This window comes from Streptomyces sp. NPDC057249 (assembly GCF_042669245.1).
Taxonomy (GTDB): domain Bacteria; phylum Actinomycetota; class Actinomycetes; order Streptomycetales; family Streptomycetaceae; genus Streptomyces.
Genome location: NZ_JBHUXS010000023.1, coordinates 30,222 through 49,262 on the forward strand (window position 1 = coordinate 30,222; position 19,041 = coordinate 49,262).

Below are 19,041 nucleotides of genomic sequence, written 5' to 3' on the forward strand. Positions count from 1 at the left end.
CTCGTCTCGTTGTGCGGTGGCCGGGCTATTCCACGTCCACCAGTGAGGCGTCGGCCTCGCGGGCGGAGCGGGCGCGCTCCGCCATGGGCGCGATGTTCTGCTGGGTCTCCAGGAGCTGCCGCTTGTCGGCGGAGGCCGCGTTGACCCGGCTGACACCGGCCTCGCGCATCTCCATGCGCTCGGGATCGATGCGCACGACCTTCCACGCCAGACGGGTCTTCTCCAGGCTCCAGATGAGGATCGCGGAGAGGTCGACCTCGTACCACTTCATCCCGTGCCGGGCCGAACGCGGGAAGGCGTGGTGGTTGTTGTGCCACGCCTCGCCGAAGGACGGGATGGAGAGCCAGGCGACGTTGCGCGACTGGTCGGTGGTGTCGAAGCGGCGGCGGCCGAAGACGTGCCCGACCGAATTGACCGCGTACGTCATGTGGTTGATCAGGAAGATGCGGACGAGGCCGCCCCAGAGCATGCCGGTCAGTCCGGCCCGCCAGTCGCCGCCGGTGATGCCGTACGCGATGAGGCCGGGCAGCACCACGCTGGACGCGGTGACCAGGACCAGGTGTTCGCTGAGCCACCGCAGCGACTTCTCGCGGACCAGGTCCGGGCAGTAGCGCATCGGGTCGGAGGTCAGGTTGACGTCGAACAGCCAGCCCAGGTGGGCGTGCCAGAGCCCGGCCATCGTGCCCTTGAAGCCCGGCTCGAAGTCCAGCACCGGGCTGTGCGGGTCACCGGGCTTGTCGGCGACGCGGTGGTGCTTGCGGTGGTGCGCCGCCCAGATCAGCGGCGGCCCCTGTCCGGCCATCACCCCGGCGGTGGCCAGCGCGACCCGGATCGGCTTGTACGTCTCGAACGAGCGGTGGGTCAGCATGCGGTGGTAACCGGCCGAGATACCGAAGCCGGAGATCGCGTACATGATGACCAGGACCACCACGTCCGACCAGCCGAAGATCCGGTTCCAGAGCAGGACCATGGCGCCGAAGACCGCGACCAGCGGTATCAGCGACGCCCCGAGTATGAACCAGCGGTGCTTGAGTCCGTCCATGTGCGTGTGCCTCTCACTTGCGGAAGTCGGGTGTACGGGTGGCGCCGCGGGCGCTGCGGAACACCGGCAGCACCACCGCGCGCAGCACGGGGAAGAGCAGGGGGCGGGGGGTGTGGCGGCCCGCGAGGTACTGGGCCTTGGCGGCCGGCCCCGGGACCACCAGGCGGCGTCCCCGGGCCATGCCGCGCAGACCGGCCTCGGCGACCCGCTGCGGTGTCAGCCAGGCCAGGAACGCCTGGTCCTGGAGCCCGGACATGCCGGCCACCGCGTAGAAGTTGGTGCGCACGGGGCCGGGGGCGAGCAGGGTGCAGCTCACCCCGGTGCCGCGCAGCTCGACGTGCAGGGCCTCGGCGAAGGAGTTCGCGAACGCCTTGGTGGCGGAGTAGGTGGCCGCGGTCGGCACCGGCTGGCAGCCCGCGGTCGAACCGGTGATCAGGACGGAGCCGCGCCGCCTGGCGAGCATGCCGGGCAGCAGCGCCTGCGTCAGCGCGTGCAGCGCGACCACGTTGAGCTGGATCTCCGCGCGCTCCTCGGCGGGGTCGTTCTCGCTGAACGGCCCGCAGGTGGGGAAGCCCGCGTTGGCGCAGAGCACGGAGACCGGCTCGGTGGCCAGTTCCTCCGCGAGGACCTGCCGGGCCGCCGGGTCGGCGAGGTCGCAGGTGCGCACGTGCACCGGGACGCCGTGCCGGCCGCGCAGTTCGGCCGCCAGCTTCTCCAGCGCCTCCGTCGAGCGGGCGACGAGCCACAGCCCGTGGCCCCGGGCGGCCAGGCCCCGGGCCAGGTGCTCCCCGATGCCCGAGGAGGCGCCGGTGACGACGGCCCACCCGGCCGGGCCGCTCACGCCGCCGCCCCGGGCGCCGAGGGCGAGGCGAGGTGGGCGGCGAGCCGGCCGGCCGCGGCCCGGCCCGTACGGGCGCACGCCTCGATGGACACGCCCTGGATGTAGTCGCCGGCGAGCTCCAGACCCGCGACGCCCGCGACGTTCTCGCGCACCTCGGCGAGGAACCCGGCGTGGTACGGGAGGTAGCCGCTGTAGGCCGCCTTCCAGTGCTTGACCAGGAGGTTGACCCGTTCGGCGCGCGGTGCCCCGAGGTACTTCACGAGGCGGTCCTCGGTGGCGGTGGTGAGCCGGTCGATGTTCTCCGGGCTGAGGTCGGTCAGGCGTCCCTCCCGCCCGCTGTACGTGTAGCGGACGATGTGCCGCTCCTCCATCCCGTACGAACCGGCGTTGCTGCACGGTCCGTCGTCCATGGCGAGCGCCCGCACGTCGTGGTCGAAGACGGGGCGGTCGTACTCGACGAGCACCACGGTCGACGGGAAGTAGCTCACGTCGGAGAGCCGCCGGGCCAGTGCGGGGCGTGCGGAGCGGACGATCTCGGCGGTCGCGTAGGCCGGGGTCGCCAGCACCACGCCGTCGTAGTCGCTGGTCCGTGGCGGCTCCCCGCCCTCGCTGACGCGCAGCCCGGTGACCTTGCCGTCGCGGACCTCCAGCCCCTCCACCGTGGCGCCGAGGCGCACCGGTACGCGCTTGGCGAAGGCTTCCAGGACGGGCTGGATGCCGCCGGACAGCTGGTCGTAGTGGTCCATCAGCATGGCCAGGTTGGTGCCGAACGTGCCCGGGTACACCTCGTCGGGCTCGGCCCCGTTGTTGCGGATGACCATGGGCCGCACCAGCATGTCGGTCATCTCGCGGCCGAAGAAGGAGCTGAGCGGGGCGTGGTCGTGGCGCCGTGAGACCCCGCTGAAGTACCGGGAGCCGAGGAAGCGGTTGCGGCCGTCGGCGCGGATGCGGGCCGCCATCGCCGCCATCCGCGCGAAGTCCCGGGCCGAGCCCATCCGGCGGATGTTCTTCAGGGTCTGGCTGCGCCGCTCGCTGTCGATGGTGAGGATCTCACCGTCCTTGATGCGGGACGCGTTGTAGCCGAAGGACTCGTACGCGTCGGCGCCCAGCTCCGAGGTGAACCAGCGGAAGGTGTGGTAGCGGCGGCCGATGTTCTTGCCGCCCGTCATGACGGGCCGGTCGCCGAGCCTGTCGAGGCCGAACCGGCCGCCGAGGATGTCGGCCGACTCGACGACCTCGACGTCGTAGCCGAGGAGGTCGAGGCGCAGGGCCGCGGTGAGGCCGGATATGCCCGCCCCCACGACGGCCACGCGCCGCCGGGTGCCTGTGCGCTCGTTCGTGTGTGCAACTGCCATGGATCAGACTCCGTGCGCTTGCTCGGTGGATGGGTGGTGCGGGGCCGTGTCGGGCAGCAGGTCGATGCGCCCCTCCACGACGGGGCTGCCGAACTGCCGCAGGACCACGGTGACCGGGACGCGGCCGTCCGCACCGGGTGCGCCGACCTCCGTCTCCTGCACCAGGTCCGCCTCGAATTCGGCGAAGTCCAGGAAGGCCGCCTCGCAGCCGACGGTCAGGGCGTGCGGGGTGCCCGTCGCCCCGGCCCGGTGGGCGGCGGCCACGGCTGCCTGCCGCATGGCCTCCACCATCAGCGGCCCCGGGATGTGGTCGTACTCGTGGTCGAAGAAGCCCGGATGACGCGGGTCGGCCGCCAGCAGGAAGCGGGACGCGCCGGAGGCGTCCGCGTTCTCGGGGACACCGATGACGACGTTGCGCGGGTTCTCGCGGCCCACCAGCTCGGGGCCGAGCCGCCGTACCGGGGTCAGCCGTGCCCGCGCGACCGGTTTCTGCCCGCGCTGGAACGCCCGGAAGACGTCGTAGTCCTCCTGCGACATGAACGCGAGCACCGCGCTCAGCGTCATGGCGCGCAGCCCGCCGATCTCCATGACCCCTTCGAGGACCATGCTCACCACGTCGGAGCCCTTGCCCCGCCGCTCGGCGACCCGGTAGTGCAGACGGCCCCGGAGCGCCGACGTCCCGTCCTCGGCGTACGCCTGCGGATGCGTCACCCGCAGGGCGATCCGCTGGAGACTGAACGGCAGCCCCACGGGCACCCCGACGTGACGGTGCAGCAGCACGAAGATGGACTGCCGGGCCGCCTCCACGGACGCGAACGGGTCGTGGAAGCCGGCCTTCCGGTCCGACCAGTGGCTGTGCGCGCGGGGGATCTCGAACGCGAGGTGGAAGTCGTCGTCGCCGCTCTGCGCGGAGTCCGTGACGAACACCTCGCCGATCTGACGGCGGTGCGCGAGGGACCGCGGCACGGTCTGCTCGAAGGTCAGTTCGATGTCGGAGGGTGGCAGGGGGCCGCGCACGGCGGCGGGAGGGATCGTGCTCGTCATCGGCTCAGCTCCGGTTCGGGCGTGTCCTGCTGGACGGGGCGTGGTGAGGGGCCGCTCCGGAAGACGGGTCTGCGCATCGCCTTCCTGCGCCGGACCTCGGTGGTCGCGAGGTGCCCGAGCTCGCCGAGCACGGCGCGGCGCCCGCCGGGGGCGCGCAGCAGGTGCCCGGCGGTGGCCCCCAGCACCCGGGCGGGCGTGAGGACGTCCAGCACGGAGGCGCGGTGGCTGAGCAGGTTCAGCACACCGTCGAGCCTGCCGCGCGCGTGCAGACCGCCCACGACGCGGGGCACGACGCCGGCGATCGGCCCGGCCACGCCGAGGTCCGCCGCCAGGCCGTAGTACTCGGCGTACGTACGGTCCCGCCAGCGCCCGAACTCCGCCGCCGCCCGGTCCACTCGGGCGTCCGGGCCCGGGAGCGCGTCGCCGAGCGCTTCGGCGAGCCGTTCCGCCTGGTGGAAGGCGTCCCCGATGCCGCGTCCGCCCGCCGGGTCCTTGAAGTGCCCGGCGTCGCCGAGCAGCACCCAGCCGGCGCCCGCCGCCTCGCGGAAGTAGCCGAAGAAGCGCCGTATCCCGTAGATCCTGGTCGCCCTGGTGGCCCCGGTGAGCGCCTCCGCGATCGGGGCGCAGCGCAGGGCGTGGGCGCGGACCGAGGCGTCGAGGTCGGCGCGGAAGCTGTCCCGCTCGTGCTGCTGCGGGGAGACGCCGACGATGTAGAGGCCGTTGTCGGCGGGGCCGCCCAGCATGTGCCGGTCGCCCCAGCGGTGGAAGACGAACGTCGGCCGGGGGCCGGTGTCCGCGCCCTCGAAGTACGTCCAGTAGTAGCTGCGTTCGCCGGGGCTGACGTGGTACATCCGTGCTCCGCACGCCTCGGCCACCTTGGAGTTCCGTCCGTCGGCGCCGACCACCAGGCGGGCCCGCAGCCGGGTCTCCACGCCGCCCGAGACCACCCGGACCCCGGCCACCCGACCGGCCGCGCGGTCCACCCCGACGACCCGGGTGCCCAGCCGCACGTCGGCACCGGCCGCGCGGGCCGCGTCCACGAGGACCGGGTCCAGGACCTCGCGCCGGATGCACGCCGCGCCGCCCACGTCACCGGGCTCCTGCGGGAACGCGGCCCGGCAGCGGAACTCCTCCAGCCGCATGTCGACATGGCTCATGGTGGTGACCCCGGCGGCCCGCAGCCGGTCCATCACGCCGAGCCGGTTCAGGAAGGCGAGGGAGTCGGCCTGAAGGATGTTCGAGGAGAGCGTCGAACGGATCTCGGCGGCCTGGTCGAGCACGGCCACCCGCAACCCGCGACGCGCCAGCAGCGCGCCGAGCGTCGCCCCGGCGCAGCGGGCCCCGACGACCACCACGTCGAACTCGGTCTCCGTGGACGGGGTTTCCCCGGGCGGGCCGCCCTGCTCGTGCGTCTCGTACGCCCCGCTCATGAGGCCCCGTTCCAGCGCACCGCGGCGGCGGCGGCGAAGTCACCGGCGTGCGCGAACCCCGACATCACCACGAGGTCGCCGTCCCGCAACCGCCCGGCGCGGGCCGCCCGGTCGAGGGTGACGGGCACGGCCGCGCCGTACAGGTTGCCGCAGGTGTCGAAGGTGTCCAGATGGCGTGCCTCGTCCAGCTTCAGGGCCTGGCGCCAGTTCTTGAGGAAGATCCGGTTCGGCTGGTTGGTGACGAGCACGTCGATGTCGGACGGCTGCTCCCCGAGGTCGGAGCAGAGCTTCCCCACGAGTTCGGGCACCAGGCTGTTGCCGCGCTGAAGGATCTCCGCGGTCTTGCCGGCGTCGAAGTGGATGTCCATCTGCCCCTCGCCCGGCTCCCAGTACTTGCGCCCGTCGGAGGTCTTGATGCCGAGGTCCGCGGAGTACGCGGGGATGCTGCGGGTCCGTACGCCGAGGATCGGCGAGCCGGCCCCGGCCTCCAGATAGGCCACCCCGCAGCCGTCGCCGGGGATCGGCGCGTGGGACAGCCTGCGCACCTCGGACTGGGCGAACATCTGGCCCGCGGTGTTCTGCACGTTGGCGATGAGCGCGGTGCGCGCCGCCCCGTCGGCCATGATCTTCTGTGCCAGCGAGAGCATGTACGGGAACGAGGCGCACCCTCCGTTGTGCAGGTCCACGACCCACTGGGGGTCGATGCCGAGCGCGTGCGCGGCCTGGGCGCCGACGCCCATGAAGGGCTCGTCCGGAAGCAGCACGTTGGTCAGCAGGACGTCGACCTGACCGGCCGGGTCCTTCCCCAGGCGCTCGAAGACGGGCCGGGCGGCCTCGGCGATCATGTCGGCCGCCCGCTCGGTGGGGGCGACGTGGTGCCGGGCCGGCGGGACACGGAACAGCGGGGTGTTGGCGAGGGGGTCGACCGGGGCGTTCTCGTCCAGGAAGAACTCGGGGCCCACCACCTTCTCGGGCAGATAGCTCCCGAAGTCGACTATGCCGACGGGCTGCATGACAGTTCCTTTCGAAGCCAGTCCTCGACGGTGCGTGCCGTGTGAGCGGCGTGCTCCTCAAGGAGCGAGAAGTGGTCGCCGGTGACGGGCGCGACGGTGGCCGCCGCCTGCCATGGACGCCATGCGGCGCCTTCGGGCGCGTCGGGCCCCCGCTCGGCGGTCAGGAGCAGGGCGGGCGCGGTCAGCCGATCGGCCGCCCAGTCGTCGAACAGCCCCAGATAGCCGCCCATGGCCAGCACACCGTCGTCGCCGATGCCGGCCGCCGCGTCCGCACGGGCCAGGATGCGGCCCATCGCCCAGGCGAACACCTCCCGCTGCTGCGCGGGTTCCGGTTCGTAGGTGTCGATCAGGACGACGCCCGCGACCCGGTGCCCGGCGCGTTCCAGCGATGCGGCGGCGGCATGCGCGAGGGCGCCGCCGATGGAGTGCCCGGCCAGGACGAGCGGGGCGCCGCCCGCCGCGTCGAGGGCCGCCCCGGCCACGGCGTCGACGGCCGCCGGCCACGACCCGGGCAGCAGCGGTGACGCCCCGAGCCCGGGCAGCGTGAGCGCGGACATCCGCGGGCGGTGGGTGAACCCGGCGGCGAACCGCGCGAACTGGTGCGGTCCGGAACCGGCCAGGAAGGACGGCACACAGACCACCGCCGGTGCGGCCGGTCCGTCCGAGAGCAGCACGGCGCCCGAGGGGCCCGGGGGCCGCGATCCGGCCGTGGCGAAGACGGGACGGTCCGCTGCCGCCGCCCGCAGCAGGGGCACGGCGTCGGTGAGCCGCCCCTGCCGGTGCAGGGCCCTGAGCAGGTCGGCGGGGCCGCTGCATGCGTCGGGGGCCAGCCGCGGTCGCAGGTGTTCCGCGAGGGCCGCCGGTGTGGGGTGGTCCACGAGCAGGGTGGCCGGGAGGTCCAGCCCGGTGACCGTGGCCAGGCGGCGCTGCAGGCGCACGGCCCCGAGCGAGTCGATGCCGAGGTCCAGCAGCGACAGGTCCGGGTCGATCGACGCGCCGTCCTCGTACCCCAGGACGGACGCCGCCTGGGCGAGCACCAGTTCGAGCGGGTCCTGGCCGCGCGGGGATTCCTCCAGGCGTTCCGGGTCCGGCGCCGGGCCGGAGGAACGTTCCGCCGCAGGGTTCTCCCGCGTGCCGCGCACGGTCTGCGGGACGTCGATCCAGTGGCGGCGCGGCTGGAAGGCGTACGTGGGAAGGGGCACCCGGCGAGCGGCCTCCCGGGGCAGCAGGGCGGCGAGGTCGCCGCTCACGCCGTGCGTGTGCAGTTCGGCGAGTGCGGCCATGAGGGCGACGGGCTCGGACGCCCGCCCGTCTAGCGCGGGAGCGAGCACCACGGGGCCGGGGTCCCGCAGGCAGTCCCGGGCCATCGAGGTCAGCACCCCGCCGGGCCCCAGCTCCAGGAACGCCGTGACGCCCGCGTCCTCCAGGACGCGGATTCCGTCGTGGAAGCGGACGGGGCGCTCCGCGTGCCGGACCCAGTAGTCGGGCGTGGCCAGGGCGGCGGCGTCGGCCGGCGCCCCGGTCACGTTCGACACGATCGGCACCCTCGGGGCGTGGTAGCTCAGACCGGCGGCCACCGCCGCGAGTCCGTCCAGGGCGGGCCGCATCAGGGGCGAGTGGAAGGCATGGCTGACGCGCAGCCGGCGCGTGCGGCGGCCCGCCTCCCGCCATGGCCGCAGCCACTCCGTGAGCGGTTCGCCGGCCCCGGAGACGACGACCGAGCGGGGCCCGTTCACCGCGGCGACCGCGAGCCCGTCCCGGCCGCGCAGGCTCTCCAGCACCTCGTCCTCGGCCGCCTCCACGGCGACCATCGCACCGCCGTCCGGCAGCGCCTGCATGAGCCTGCCCCGCGCGGCGACCAGCGCGCTCGCGTCGGCCAGCGACAGCACCCCGCCGACGTGCGCGGCGGCCAGCTCGCCGACCGAGTGGCCCATCAGGAAGTCCGGCCGGAAGCCCCAGGACTCCACGAGGCGGTAGAGGGCCACCTCGACCGCGAACAGCGCCGGCTGCGTCCAGCCCGTGCGGTGCAGCAGTCCGGCCTCGGGAGCGCTCTCGGGGGCGTCCATCACCTGGTGCAGGGGACGTTCGAGATGCGGGTCGAGCGCGGCCCGGACCTCGGCCAGGGCGTCGGCGAACACCGGGTACGCGTCGGCCAGTCCACGCCCCATGCCCACCCGCTGCGAGCCCTGCCCGGAGAACAGGAACGCGGTCCTCGGAGCCCGCGCCGCCACGCCGAGGGCCGCGTTCCCGGGCAGTTCGCCCGCTCCGAACGCCGCCAGGTCCGCGAGGAGTCCGGCGCGCCCGGTGCCGGTGAGGACGGCACGGTGGTCGAAGTGGGCGCGGGTGTGCGCGAGGGCGGCAGCCACATCGGCCGGCGCGGCACCGGGGTGCGCGGTGGTCAGGTGCGCGTGCAGGCGGCGGGCCTGGGCGCGCAGGGCGGCGGGGGTCCTGGCGGAGAGCAGCCAGGGCACCACGGGCGGCGCCGCCGGCCCGGTCGGGCCGGCCTCCGGCGCGTCGAGCGGGGCTTCCTCCAGGACGACGTGCGCGTTGCTGCCGCTGATGCCGAACGAGGACACTCCGGCCCGGCGGACGCGTTCGCCGCGGGGCCAGGGTGCGGGTTCGGTCAGCAGGGAGATTCCGCCGTCGGCCCAGTCGGCCTTGGGTGTGGGTCGGTCGACGTGCAGCGTGCGGGGCAGTGTCTCGTGCCGGAGGGCCTGGATCATCTTGATCAGTCCGCCGACGCCGGCGGCGGCCTGGCTGTGCCCGATGTTCGACTTCAGGGACCCGAGCCGAAGCGGCCGCGTCGCGGAACGCCCGCGCCCGTAGACCGCCGCGAGGGCGTCGATCTCGATCGGGTCGCCCAGGGTGGTCCCGGTGCCGTGCCCTTCGACCGCGTCGATGTCCTCGGGCCGCAGCCGGGCCGCGGCGAGCGCCTGGGCGATGACGCGCTCCTGGGAGCCGCCGTTGGGCGCGGTCAGCCCGTTGCTGGCGCCGTCCTGGTTGACCGCGGAGCCCGCGACGACGGCCAGCACCCGGTGATCGTTGCGGCGGGCCTCGCTGAGGCGCTCCAGCAGGACGACCCCGACGCCCTCGCCCCAGCCGGTGCCGTCGGCGGCCTCCGCGTACGAACGGCACCGGCCGTCCGGCGACAGCGCGCGCTGCCTGCTGAACTCGGTGAAGACCCCGGGCGTCGACATCACGGTGACCCCGCCGGCGACGGCGAGCGAGCAGTCTCCGTTGCGCAGCGCCTGGGCCGCCAGGTGCACGCCGACCAGCGAGGACGAGCACGCCGTGTCGACGGTGAGGGCCGGACCCTCGAAGCCGAGTACGTACGAGACGCGCCCGGAGAGCACGCTGCCCGCCGAGCCGATGCCCCAGTATCCCTCCAGCTCGTCCGGACCCGACCGCGCCAGTTGTGCGTAGTCCTGGCCCGTCGTCCCCACGAACACCCCGGTCGGCGAGCCGCGCAGGCCGCCCGGGTCGATGCCCGCGTGTTCCAGGCACTCCCACACGGTCTGCAGGAGCAGCCGCTGCTGCGGGTCCATCGCCTGCGCCTCGGTGCGGCCGATCCCGAAGAACTCCGCGTCGAACTCCGTCGCCCCGTCCAGGAAACCGCCGCCCCTGGCGTACGTCGTGCCGGGGTGGTCCGGGTCGTCGTGGAAGAGCCTGCCGAGGTCCCAGCCCCGGTCGGCCGGGAAGTCCGAGACCACGTCCCGCCCGGCGGCGACCAGGTCCCACAGACCGTCGGGGGAGTCCACCCCGCCCGGGTAGCGGCAGGCCATGCCCACCACCGCCACCGGTTCGTTGGCGCGCTGCTCGATGCGCAGTAACTCCTCACGGGTGGACTGCAGTTCGGCCGTGACGCGCCTGAGGTACCGCAGTGTCCTGTCGTCGTCCCGCATGGTTCAGCCCACCCCCAGGTCGTTGTCGATCAGCGCGAAGAGGTCGTCGGCCGACGCCTCGTCGATGCGTTTCCTGCGCAGGCCGTCACCGCCCTCGCCACCCCTGTCGTCCAGCGTGGCGAGCAGCGCGCGCAGCCGGGCGCGCACATCCGGCACGTCGGCCTCGGCGACCACGGGCAGCAGCCCGGCGAGCCGGTCCAGATCCCCGCGCACATCGGGCGCCGCAGGCTCCGGGTCCCCGGCGGCCTCCTCGTCCAGCAGCGTCCGCAGATGCGCGGCGAGCGCGAGCGCCGTCGGATGACCGAACACCAGCGTGGACGGAAGGGTGAGTCCGGTGACCCGGCCCAGCCGGTTGCGCAGCCGTACCGCACCCAGCGAGTCCAGCCCCAGCTCCTGGAAGGGGCGCTCCGGATCGACCGCGCCCGCGTCCTCGTGGCCCAGGACCGCGGCGACCTCCGCCGCCACCGCCGACAGCACCAGCGCGTCCCGCTCCTCGGGCGCCGCGGCCGCCAGCCGGCCGGGCAGCGCCGCTCCGGCCCGGTCCGCGAGCCCCTGCGCCGCCGCCGGTACGAGGGCCCGCAGCACGGCGGGGAGCGCGCCCTCACGGGCCTGGGCGCGCAGGGCGGCCTGGTCGAGCCGGGCGGGCAGCAGCAGCGCGTCCCGCGTGCCGTGCACCGCGTCGAACAGGCGCAGCCCGTCGGCGGTGGTGAGCGGCGCCAGCCCCGATCTGGCCAGCTGGGCCACCCCGGAGTCCCCGAGGTGCCGTGTCATGTCGCTCGCCTCCTCCCAGAGCCCCCAGGCCAGCGAGACGGCCGGCAGCCCCTGGGCGCGGCGCCACTGCGCCAGCGCGTCGAGGAAGGTGTTCGCGGCGGCGTAGTTGGCCTGCCCCGGACCGCCGATGGTGCCCGCGACGGACGAGAACAGCACGAACGAGCGCAGCGGCGTCGACGCCGTCAGCTCGTGCAGGTGCAGGGCCCCGTCCACCTTCGGCCGCAGCACCCGGTCCAGCCGCTCCGGCGTCAGCGCCTCCAGGAGGCCGTCGTCCAGCGTCCCGGCGGAGTGCACCACGGCGGTCAGCGGATGCGCGGCGTCGACCGACGCGAGGAGCGCCGCCGTCGCCGCCCGGTCCGTCACGTCACAGGCGGCGACGGTCACCCGCGCGCCGAGGGCGGTCAGCTCGGCCGTCAGCTCCGCCACCCCCTCCGCGTCCGGGCCACGGCGGCCGGCCAGCAGCAGGTGCCGCGCACCCCGTTCGCCGGCGAGGTGCCGGGCCACCAGTGCGCCGAGCCCCCCGGTGCCCCCGGTGACCAGGACCGTGCCCTCCGGGTCGAAGGGCAGCGGTCCGCCCTCGGCGCCCCGCTCCCGGACGGCACGCGGTACGCGCAGGACGCCGTCGCGGACCGCGAGCTGCGGCTCCCCGGCGGCGAGCGCCCGGGGCAGCACACCGGCGGGATCGTCGTCGGCGTCCGGCGCCAGGTCCACGAGGACGAAGCGGTCCGGGTGCTCCGACTGCGCGCTGCGCACGAGCCCCCACACGGGCGCCAGTTCGGGGGCGACGGACTCCCCGGGAGCCGTCGCCACGGCGCCACGGGTCACCAGCACGAGGCGTGCTCCCGCGAAGCGCTCGTCGGCCAGCCAGCCGCGCACGAGGGCGAGGGTCCGGTGCGCGCGGGCCCGGACCGCATCGGCGGTGGGCGCGCCGCCGGCCCCGGCCACGAGCGCGACGACGGTCTCCGGCACGGGCTCGCCCGCGTCGGCGAGGTCCGCGAAGGTCACCGCACCGTCCTCGCCGGCGAGGGCGTCCTCCGTCAGGACCGCCCAGCGGCCGGACAACGGCACGGGGGCCGGCTCCGGGACCGCCTGCCAGTCCACCCGGAACAGGGAGCCGGCGGTCCCGCGCGCCCCGGCCAGCCGGGCCGGGGACACCGGGCGGGCGACGACCGAGTCGACGGTGACCACCGGTGCGCCGGCCGCGTCGGACGCGGACATCGCCGCGGTCCCCTCGCCGAGCGCGGTGAGCGACACCCGCAGCCCCGTGGCCCCCGGCCGCAGGACGCGCACCCCGGACCAGGTGAACGGGAGCCAGGCGTCGCCGGACGACCCGTCGGCACCGGCGAGGCCGGTCAGCTGGGCGTGGAACGCGGCGTCGAGCAGGGCCGGGTGCACCCCGTACCCCTCGGTGTCCGCGCGGTCCCCGCCCGCCACCTCGGCGAGGAGCGCGTCCCCGGACCTCCAGGCCGCGCGCAGCCCCCGGAAGGCGGGCCCGTACTCGAAGCCCCGGTCGGCGAGGCGGTCGTACAGGCCGTCGACGTCCAGCGGGCCGGCACCCGGCGGCGGCCAGGCAGCGGCACCGGGGGGCGCGGCGGAGGGGGAGGCGGAGTGTGCGGGCGCCGGGGCGAGGAAGCCGCTCGCGTGCCGCGTCCACGGTGCGCCGTCGGCCGCGCCGGAGGGCCGGGAGTGGACGGCCACCGGCCGCCGTCCCCGGTCGTCCGGGGCGCCGACGGCCGCCTGGAGGTCGGCGGCGCTCTCGTCGGCGAACACCAACGGCTCCTCCAGGGTCAGCTCCTCGACCACCTCGCAGCCGGTGTACGAGGCGGCGAGGACGGCCATGTCCACGAACGCGGTACCGGGCAGCAGGACCGTGCCGTGGACGGCGTGGTCGTCCAGCCAGTCGTGCGTGTCCCGCGAGACGCGCCCGGTGAACAACCACCCGCCGCCGTCGGCGAGTTCCGCGCCGGCTGTCAGAAGGGGGTGGCCGGTCGGTTGCAGCCCCGCCCCCGCGACCTCGCCGGCCCCGGGCCGGGGGACCGCCCAGTAGCGCGTCGGTTCGAAGGCGTACGTGGGCAGCTCGGCCTCGTACGCGGTGGCCGGGTCGAACACCGCGTCCCAGTCGACCGGCACGCCGTGGGCGTACGCGGCGGCCAGCGAGGCGGTGAAGTGGGCCTGCTCGTTCTCCCGCCTGGCGGAGGAGAGGACCGCCGGGGCGGGCCGGCCGCTGCCGCCCGTCCCGCCCGCGGCCTGCTCCACCGTCTGCTCGATCGCATGGGTGAGGACCGGGTGCGGACTGATCTCGATGAACGTCGTGGGGCCCTGGTCGAGCAGGCCCCGGACGACCTCCTCGAACCGGACGGTGCTGCGCAGGTTCCGGAACCAGTAGCCGGCGCCGAGGGAGCCGGTGTCGAACGGTCCGGCGGTGACCGTGGAGTGGAAAGCCACCTCCCCCTGGCGCGGTGCGATGGGCGCCAGTTCCTCGGCCAGGACCTGTCGGAGCGGTTCGACCTGCGGGGAGTGCGAGGCGTAGTCGACCGGGACGCGCCGCGCCCAGATGCCCTCGGCCCCACACCGTTCGAGCAGTTCGTCCAGGGCGTCCGGGTCTCCCGACACCGTCATGGAGGAGGGCCCGTTGACGGCGGCGACGGACAGCAGGCCGTCCCGGTCCGCGAGCAGCGGCAGCAGTTGCTCGGGTGACGCGGTCACCGAGGCCATGCCGCCCCGTCCCGCCATCCGCGCGATGGCCCTGCTGCGGAGCGCGACCACCCGGGCGGCGTCCCGGAGCGACAGGCCGCCCGCGACGTACGCGGCGGCGATCTCGCCCTGCGAGTGCCCGACCACGGCGTCCGGGTGCACCCCGTGGTGGCGCCAGAGCGCGGCGAGCGCGGACATCACCGCGAACAGCGCCGGCTGCACGACGTCCACCCGGTCCAGCGAAGGAGCGCCGGGCGCGCCGCGCAGCACCGCGTCGAGCGAGAAGTCGGTGAAGGGTGCCAGGGCGTCGGCGCAGGCGGCGAGCTCGTCGGCGAACACCGGGTGGACGGCGGCCAGTTCGCGGCTCATGCCGGGCCACTGGGAGCCCTGCCCGGGGAAGACGAAGACGGTCCTGCCACCGTGGGCCCTGGCCCGGGTCACCTGCTCCGCCTCCTCGCCCCGGGCGACCGCGGCGACCGCTTCCAGGAGTGCGGCGCGGGTGTCGCCGGTGAGGGCGGCGCGGTGCTCGAAGTGACCGCGGGTGTGGGCGAGGGCGGCACCGGCCTGGGCGGGGGTGACGTCGGGGCGGGCGGTGAGGTGTGCGTGCAGGCGGCCCGCCTGGGCGCGCAGGGCGGCGGGGGTCTTGGCGGAGATCACCCAGGGGACGGCCGGGCCGGGTATCCGGGCCCGCGGTGCCTCGGCCGCGGGCGATTCCGGCGCGTCGGACGGCGCCTCCGCCACCAGCACGTGCGCGTTGGTCCCGCCCACCCCGAAGGCGGACACCCCGGCGCGGCGGACGCGTTCGCCGCGCGGCCAGGGTGCGGGTTCGGTCAGCAGGGAGATGCCGCCGTCGGCCCAGTCGGCCTTGGGTGTGGGGCGGTCGACGTGCAGGGTGCGGGGCAGTGTCTCGTGGCGGAGGGCCTGGATCATCTTGATCAGTCCGCCGACGCCGGCGGCGGCCTGGCTGTGCCCGATGTTCGACTTCAGGGACCCGAGCCGAAGCGGCCGGCCGGGCGGGCGGTCGCCGCCGAAGACGGCCCCGAGGGCGTCGATCTCGATGGGGTCGCCGAGGGTGGTCCCGGTGCCGTGGCCCTCGACCGCGTCGATGTCACCGGGGCGCAGTCCGGCGTCGGCGAGGGCCTGGGTCAGGACGCGTTGCTGGGAGCCGCCGTTGGGCGCGGTCAGCCCGTTGCTGGCGCCGTCCTGGTTGACGGCCGTGCCCGCGACGACGGCCAGCACCCGGTGGTGGTTGCGGCGGGCGTCGCTCAGGCGCTCCAGGACGAGGACGCCGACGCCCTCCGCCCAGCCGGTGCCGTCGGCGGCCTCCGCGTACGAACGGCACCGGCCGTCCGGCGACAGCGCGCGCTGCCTGCTGAACTCGGTGAACACCTTCGGCGTGGACATCACGGTGGCGCCGCCCGCGACGGCGAGCGTGCACTCCCCGCTGCGCAGGGCCCGCACCGCGAGATGGACGCCCACCAGCGAGGACGAGCAGGCTGTGTCCACGGTGAGGGCCGGGCCCTCGAAGCCGAACGCGTAGGCCACCCGGCCCGACAGGACACTGCCCGCCGAACCGATGCCCCAGTAGCCCTCCAGCTCGCCGGGGCCCGACCGTGCCACGTTCTCGTAATCCTGGCCGCTGCTGCCCACGTACACACCGGTCCGCGACTTCCGCAGCCGGGCGGGGTCGATGCCCGCGTGTTCCAGGGACTCCCACACGGTCTGGAGCAGCAGCCGCTGCTGGGGGTCCATCGCCAGGGCCTCGCGGCGGGCGATGCCGAAGAACTCCGCGTCGAAGTCGGCGACCGGGTCGAGGAACCCGCCCCGGCGGGCGTAACTGGTGCCGGGCCGCTCCGGGTCGGCCGAGTACAGCCGGTCGAGGTCCCAGCCCCGGTCACGCGGGAAGTCGCCCACGGCGTCGCGCCCCTCGGCCACCACGTCCCACAGCTCGGCGGGGGAGGCCACCCCGCCCGGATACCGGCAGGCCATGCCCACCACGACGACGGGGTCGTCGCGGTTCGCGCCCCCGACGGGGTCCGGGGCGGTCTCCGGGGCCTCGGCGGACGCGAAGCCCAGCAGACCGAGCAGGTGGTCCGCCACGGCGGCGGCCGTCGGGTGGTCGAAGAGGAGGGTGAGCGGCAGCTCGATCCCGGTGGCCAGGCTCAGCCGGTTGGTCAGCTCCACCGCCGCCAGCGAGCTGTAGCCGTAATCGCTGTAGGCCATCGCGGGGTCGATGCCGAGCGGGTCGGTGCCCGTCAGGCCCGCGGTCTCCTCGCGCACCAGGTCGAGCAGTGCCGCCGGGCGCCGCGCCGCGGGCAGCGCCGCCAGGCGCTCCACCAGCCCACCGGGCGGCCCGGACTCCCCGTTCCCCGCGTCCTGCTCCGCCCCTGATCGCCGGGCCCGCTCGTCCATCCGGTCAGCCATGCCGTCCTCCACGTCGTCTCTCCGCGCCCCCGCGCCTTGCCGCCGCCCCGCACACGGGAAACGGCCACAGAGTTCCGTCGCCCCCGGCCGGGAGCCCTCCTCCGCCACGAGGGCTCCCCGGGGTGTCCGGTCTAAGGCGTCTCGGCCGGTCCGCCGTCCAGCAGGAAGGACCGGATGTGGCCGCTCAGCTGTGCCGGCTGGTCCTCGGGGATCAGGGTGTAGCTGTCCTCGATCTCCACGAGCCGGCCCTTGGGCAGCAGCTCGGCGAGCCGGCGCCCGTGCTCCGGGGGCATCACCTTGTCCTCCGCCGCCCACACCACGAGGGCGGGCCGGTCGAAGTCCCTCAACTTCTCCGCCCAGCCGAGCAGTTCGCTCTTGGGCGGGACACCCAGTACGTACTTGCGCAGGTCCCGGCGGATCTCCTTGGAGGTCCACAGCGGGGTGAACCAGGCGTTCATCACCTCGTGCGGGACCGGCCGCTTGCTCATCCAGCCCCAGGTCATGGGCAGTCGGCGCATCGGCTTCAGCTTCAGCAGCTTGAACGCGAGGTTGATGCCGCCCGGCAGCTTCGCCGAGGTGAACAGGTTGCTGCCCGGCACGCCCGGCGGGAAGTTGTCGAATGCCTCGCAGGATGTGATGACGAGCCGCCCGATCCGCTCGTCCCTGCCTTCCGAGACCAGGGCCTGCGCACCGCCCCAGTCGCTCATCACCAGCGTGACGTCGCGCAGGTCGAGCCGTTCGAGGAACTCGGCGACCAGCCGGGCCACGCCCGCGATCGACAGATCGGCGTCGGGGCGCATCGGCCGGCGGTGACCACCCAGCGGCAACGTCGGCACCACACAGCGGAAATCGGATCGCAGAGGCTCCACCACGTTCCGCCACAGGGAGCCGTCCATGGCGACGCCGTGCAGCAGGACCACGACCGACCCCTCACCGCCGGTGTCCAGATACTCCACCGTGCCAGCCGAAAGGTCTACCTCAGCCATTTCACATCTCCTCGGATCGCTACGGGATCGGGGGGCCGGGAAGGGAGGACCGCGCCGGACGCGGCCCTCGATGCCCAGTTGCGCGGCGTGGCAGCCGCCGGGACCGGTGAGCAGGTGCAAGCAAAACACCTCAGCAACATTTTCGCCACCAACGACCTTACCGACGGCGGCCATTGCCCCTAAGGGCAATAGTCGGCCGCCGGCCGGCTGGGTACCGTGGCAACTCCCGTGCCGGAGCAGTCCCGCCGCAAGGCGAAGGAAGCGAGCGCACGGACGGGTTACGCCGTGCGGCTCCGGCCGCACCCGCGGGCCGCCGTCGCGGAAATTCCGCTTCCGACCGGCTGCCCGAGCAGCCTCGTCGCGGACCGCCGAACTCATGGCCCTCCCGACTTCCGTGTATCAGAAAGGCCGTACCGTGATCACCGCAGAAGAAGTCTGTGCCCGTATCGCCAAGAAGCTGGGCAGCAAGGCGAATTCCTTCACCCTCGACGAGAACACCGCATTCGACTCGGTGGGCCTGTCGAGCCTCCAGATCGCCGACATCGTGTACACGATCGAGGACGACCTGGACATCGAATTCGACGAGAGCCGGGCCGCGAGCGTGAAGACGGTGGCGGACCTGGTGAAGCTCGCCGAGGAGACCAAGCAGGGCAGCGCCGCCGCGTGACCGCCATCGACTACCAGGGCGCCACGGCGGAGTCCATCCGGCACCATTACGACGTCTCCAACGACTTCTTCGCGCTGTGGCTGGACCGGGACCTCACCTACACCTGCGCGCTGTGGGACGAGGGCGACACCCTGGAAAGCGCCCAGAAACGCAAGCTGGACCATCTGGTGGAAGGCGCCCGGGCGGCCGGCGCCCGCCGTGTCCTGGACGTGGGCTGCGGCTGGGGGAGCCTCCTGGAACGGCTGGTCCGCACGCACGGCGTGCAGCAGGCCGTGGGGCTCACCCTCAGCGACAGCCAGGCGGAACACCTGCGCGGACTGGCCCTCGAACGCACCGAGGTACGGGTGGAGAACTGGCTCGACCACGAGCCGGACGAACCCTACGACGCGATCATCTCGATCGGGGCCTTCGAGCACTTCGCGCGCACCGGCCTGTCCCGGGCGGAGCGGGTCGCCGCGTACCGGGAGTTCTTCGAGCGCTGCCGCTCCTGGCTGCCGGCGGGCGGCAGGCTGGCGCTCCAGACGAACATCAAGGGGAACAACGTCCGTATGGACAAGCAGACTGTGCGCGATCTGCAGTTCATCATCGACATCATTTTCCCCGAATCCGAGATTCCGGCGCTCTCCGAGGTCGTCGAAGCGAGCGAAAAGCGGTTCGACGTCGTCCGACTGCGTAACGACCCGGACCACTACAGCCGTACCTGCCAGGAATGGTTCGACCGGTTGCGGGCCAACCGCGAGCGTGCCGTCGAGGTGGCCGGCGAGGAGAACGTCGCCAACTACGAGCGCTATCTGAGCTCCACGGTCGGCCATTTTCGGAACCGTCATCTGGGACTGTCCAGGATCGTTCTCGAAGCGGTGTGACCGAAAGCT

11 protein-coding genes are annotated in these 19,041 nt (G+C 74.2%); 2 read left to right on the plus strand and 9 right to left on the minus strand.

Going from position 1 to position 19,041, the window contains the following annotated elements; translation table 11 throughout:
* Positions 1-25: 25 nt before the first annotated feature.
* The 9 genes from ACFUJY_RS31150 to ACFUJY_RS31190 all read right to left on the minus strand — a co-directional run bounded on the left by ACFUJY_RS31150 (position 26) and on the right by ACFUJY_RS31190 (position 17,502).
* Positions 26-1,042: an acyl-CoA desaturase gene (locus tag ACFUJY_RS31150; protein WP_383305759.1), complete on the minus strand. Its 1,017-nt coding sequence runs from the start codon at positions 1,040-1,042 to the stop codon at positions 26-28.
* Positions 1,043-1,055: 13 nt separating this feature from the next.
* On the minus strand, positions 1,056-1,883 hold the full coding sequence (locus ACFUJY_RS31155) for an SDR family NAD(P)-dependent oxidoreductase (protein WP_383305761.1): 828 nt from the start codon (positions 1,881-1,883) through the stop codon (positions 1,056-1,058).
* Complete coding sequence (locus ACFUJY_RS31160; RefSeq protein ID WP_383305763.1) at positions 1,880-3,238, minus strand: protoporphyrinogen/coproporphyrinogen oxidase; 1,359 nt, start codon at positions 3,236-3,238, stop codon at positions 1,880-1,882. The genes ACFUJY_RS31155 and ACFUJY_RS31160 overlap by 4 nt, the downstream gene beginning before the upstream one ends.
* Positions 3,239-3,241: 3 nt before the next feature.
* Positions 3,242-4,282 carry an AfsA-related hotdog domain-containing protein gene (locus ACFUJY_RS31165; RefSeq protein ID WP_383305765.1) on the minus strand — a complete coding sequence of 347 codons (1,041 nt, stop codon included), beginning with the start codon at positions 4,280-4,282 and terminating at the stop codon, positions 3,242-3,244.
* Positions 4,279-5,712: an NAD(P)/FAD-dependent oxidoreductase gene (locus tag ACFUJY_RS31170; RefSeq protein ID WP_383305767.1), complete on the minus strand. Its 1,434-nt coding sequence runs from the start codon at positions 5,710-5,712 to the stop codon at positions 4,279-4,281. Before ACFUJY_RS31170 ends, ACFUJY_RS31165 begins: the two co-directional genes overlap by 4 nt.
* A complete protein-coding gene (locus ACFUJY_RS31175) occupies positions 5,709-6,725 on the minus strand; it encodes a 3-oxoacyl-ACP synthase III family protein (RefSeq protein ID WP_383305769.1) in 1,017 nt (338 codons plus the stop codon). The genes ACFUJY_RS31170 and ACFUJY_RS31175 overlap by 4 nt, the downstream gene beginning before the upstream one ends.
* On the minus strand, positions 6,707-10,627 hold the full coding sequence (locus tag ACFUJY_RS31180; protein WP_383305771.1) for a type I polyketide synthase: 3,921 nt from the start codon (positions 10,625-10,627) through the stop codon (positions 6,707-6,709). The genes ACFUJY_RS31175 and ACFUJY_RS31180 overlap by 19 nt, the downstream gene beginning before the upstream one ends.
* A 3-nt stretch (positions 10,628-10,630) precedes the next feature.
* Complete coding sequence (locus ACFUJY_RS31185; protein ID WP_383305773.1) at positions 10,631-16,516, minus strand: type I polyketide synthase; 5,886 nt, start codon at positions 16,514-16,516, stop codon at positions 10,631-10,633.
* Positions 16,517-16,647: 131 nt separating this feature from the next.
* Positions 16,648-17,502: an alpha/beta fold hydrolase gene (locus tag ACFUJY_RS31190; RefSeq protein ID WP_383305775.1), complete on the minus strand. Its 855-nt coding sequence runs from the start codon at positions 17,500-17,502 to the stop codon at positions 16,648-16,650.
* 415 nt (positions 17,503-17,917) lie between these two features.
* Here ACFUJY_RS31190 and ACFUJY_RS31195 point away from each other — a divergent pair, with 415 nt between their 5' ends.
* The gene (locus ACFUJY_RS31195) at positions 17,918-18,169 is read left to right on the plus strand and encodes an acyl carrier protein (RefSeq protein WP_383305777.1); all 252 of its coding nucleotides are present in this window, start codon (positions 17,918-17,920) and stop codon (positions 18,167-18,169) included.
* The gene (locus tag ACFUJY_RS31200; protein WP_383305779.1) at positions 18,166-19,032 is read left to right on the plus strand and encodes a class I SAM-dependent methyltransferase; all 867 of its coding nucleotides are present in this window, start codon (positions 18,166-18,168) and stop codon (positions 19,030-19,032) included. The genes ACFUJY_RS31195 and ACFUJY_RS31200 overlap by 4 nt, the downstream gene beginning before the upstream one ends.
* Positions 19,033-19,041 lie beyond the last annotated feature (9 nt).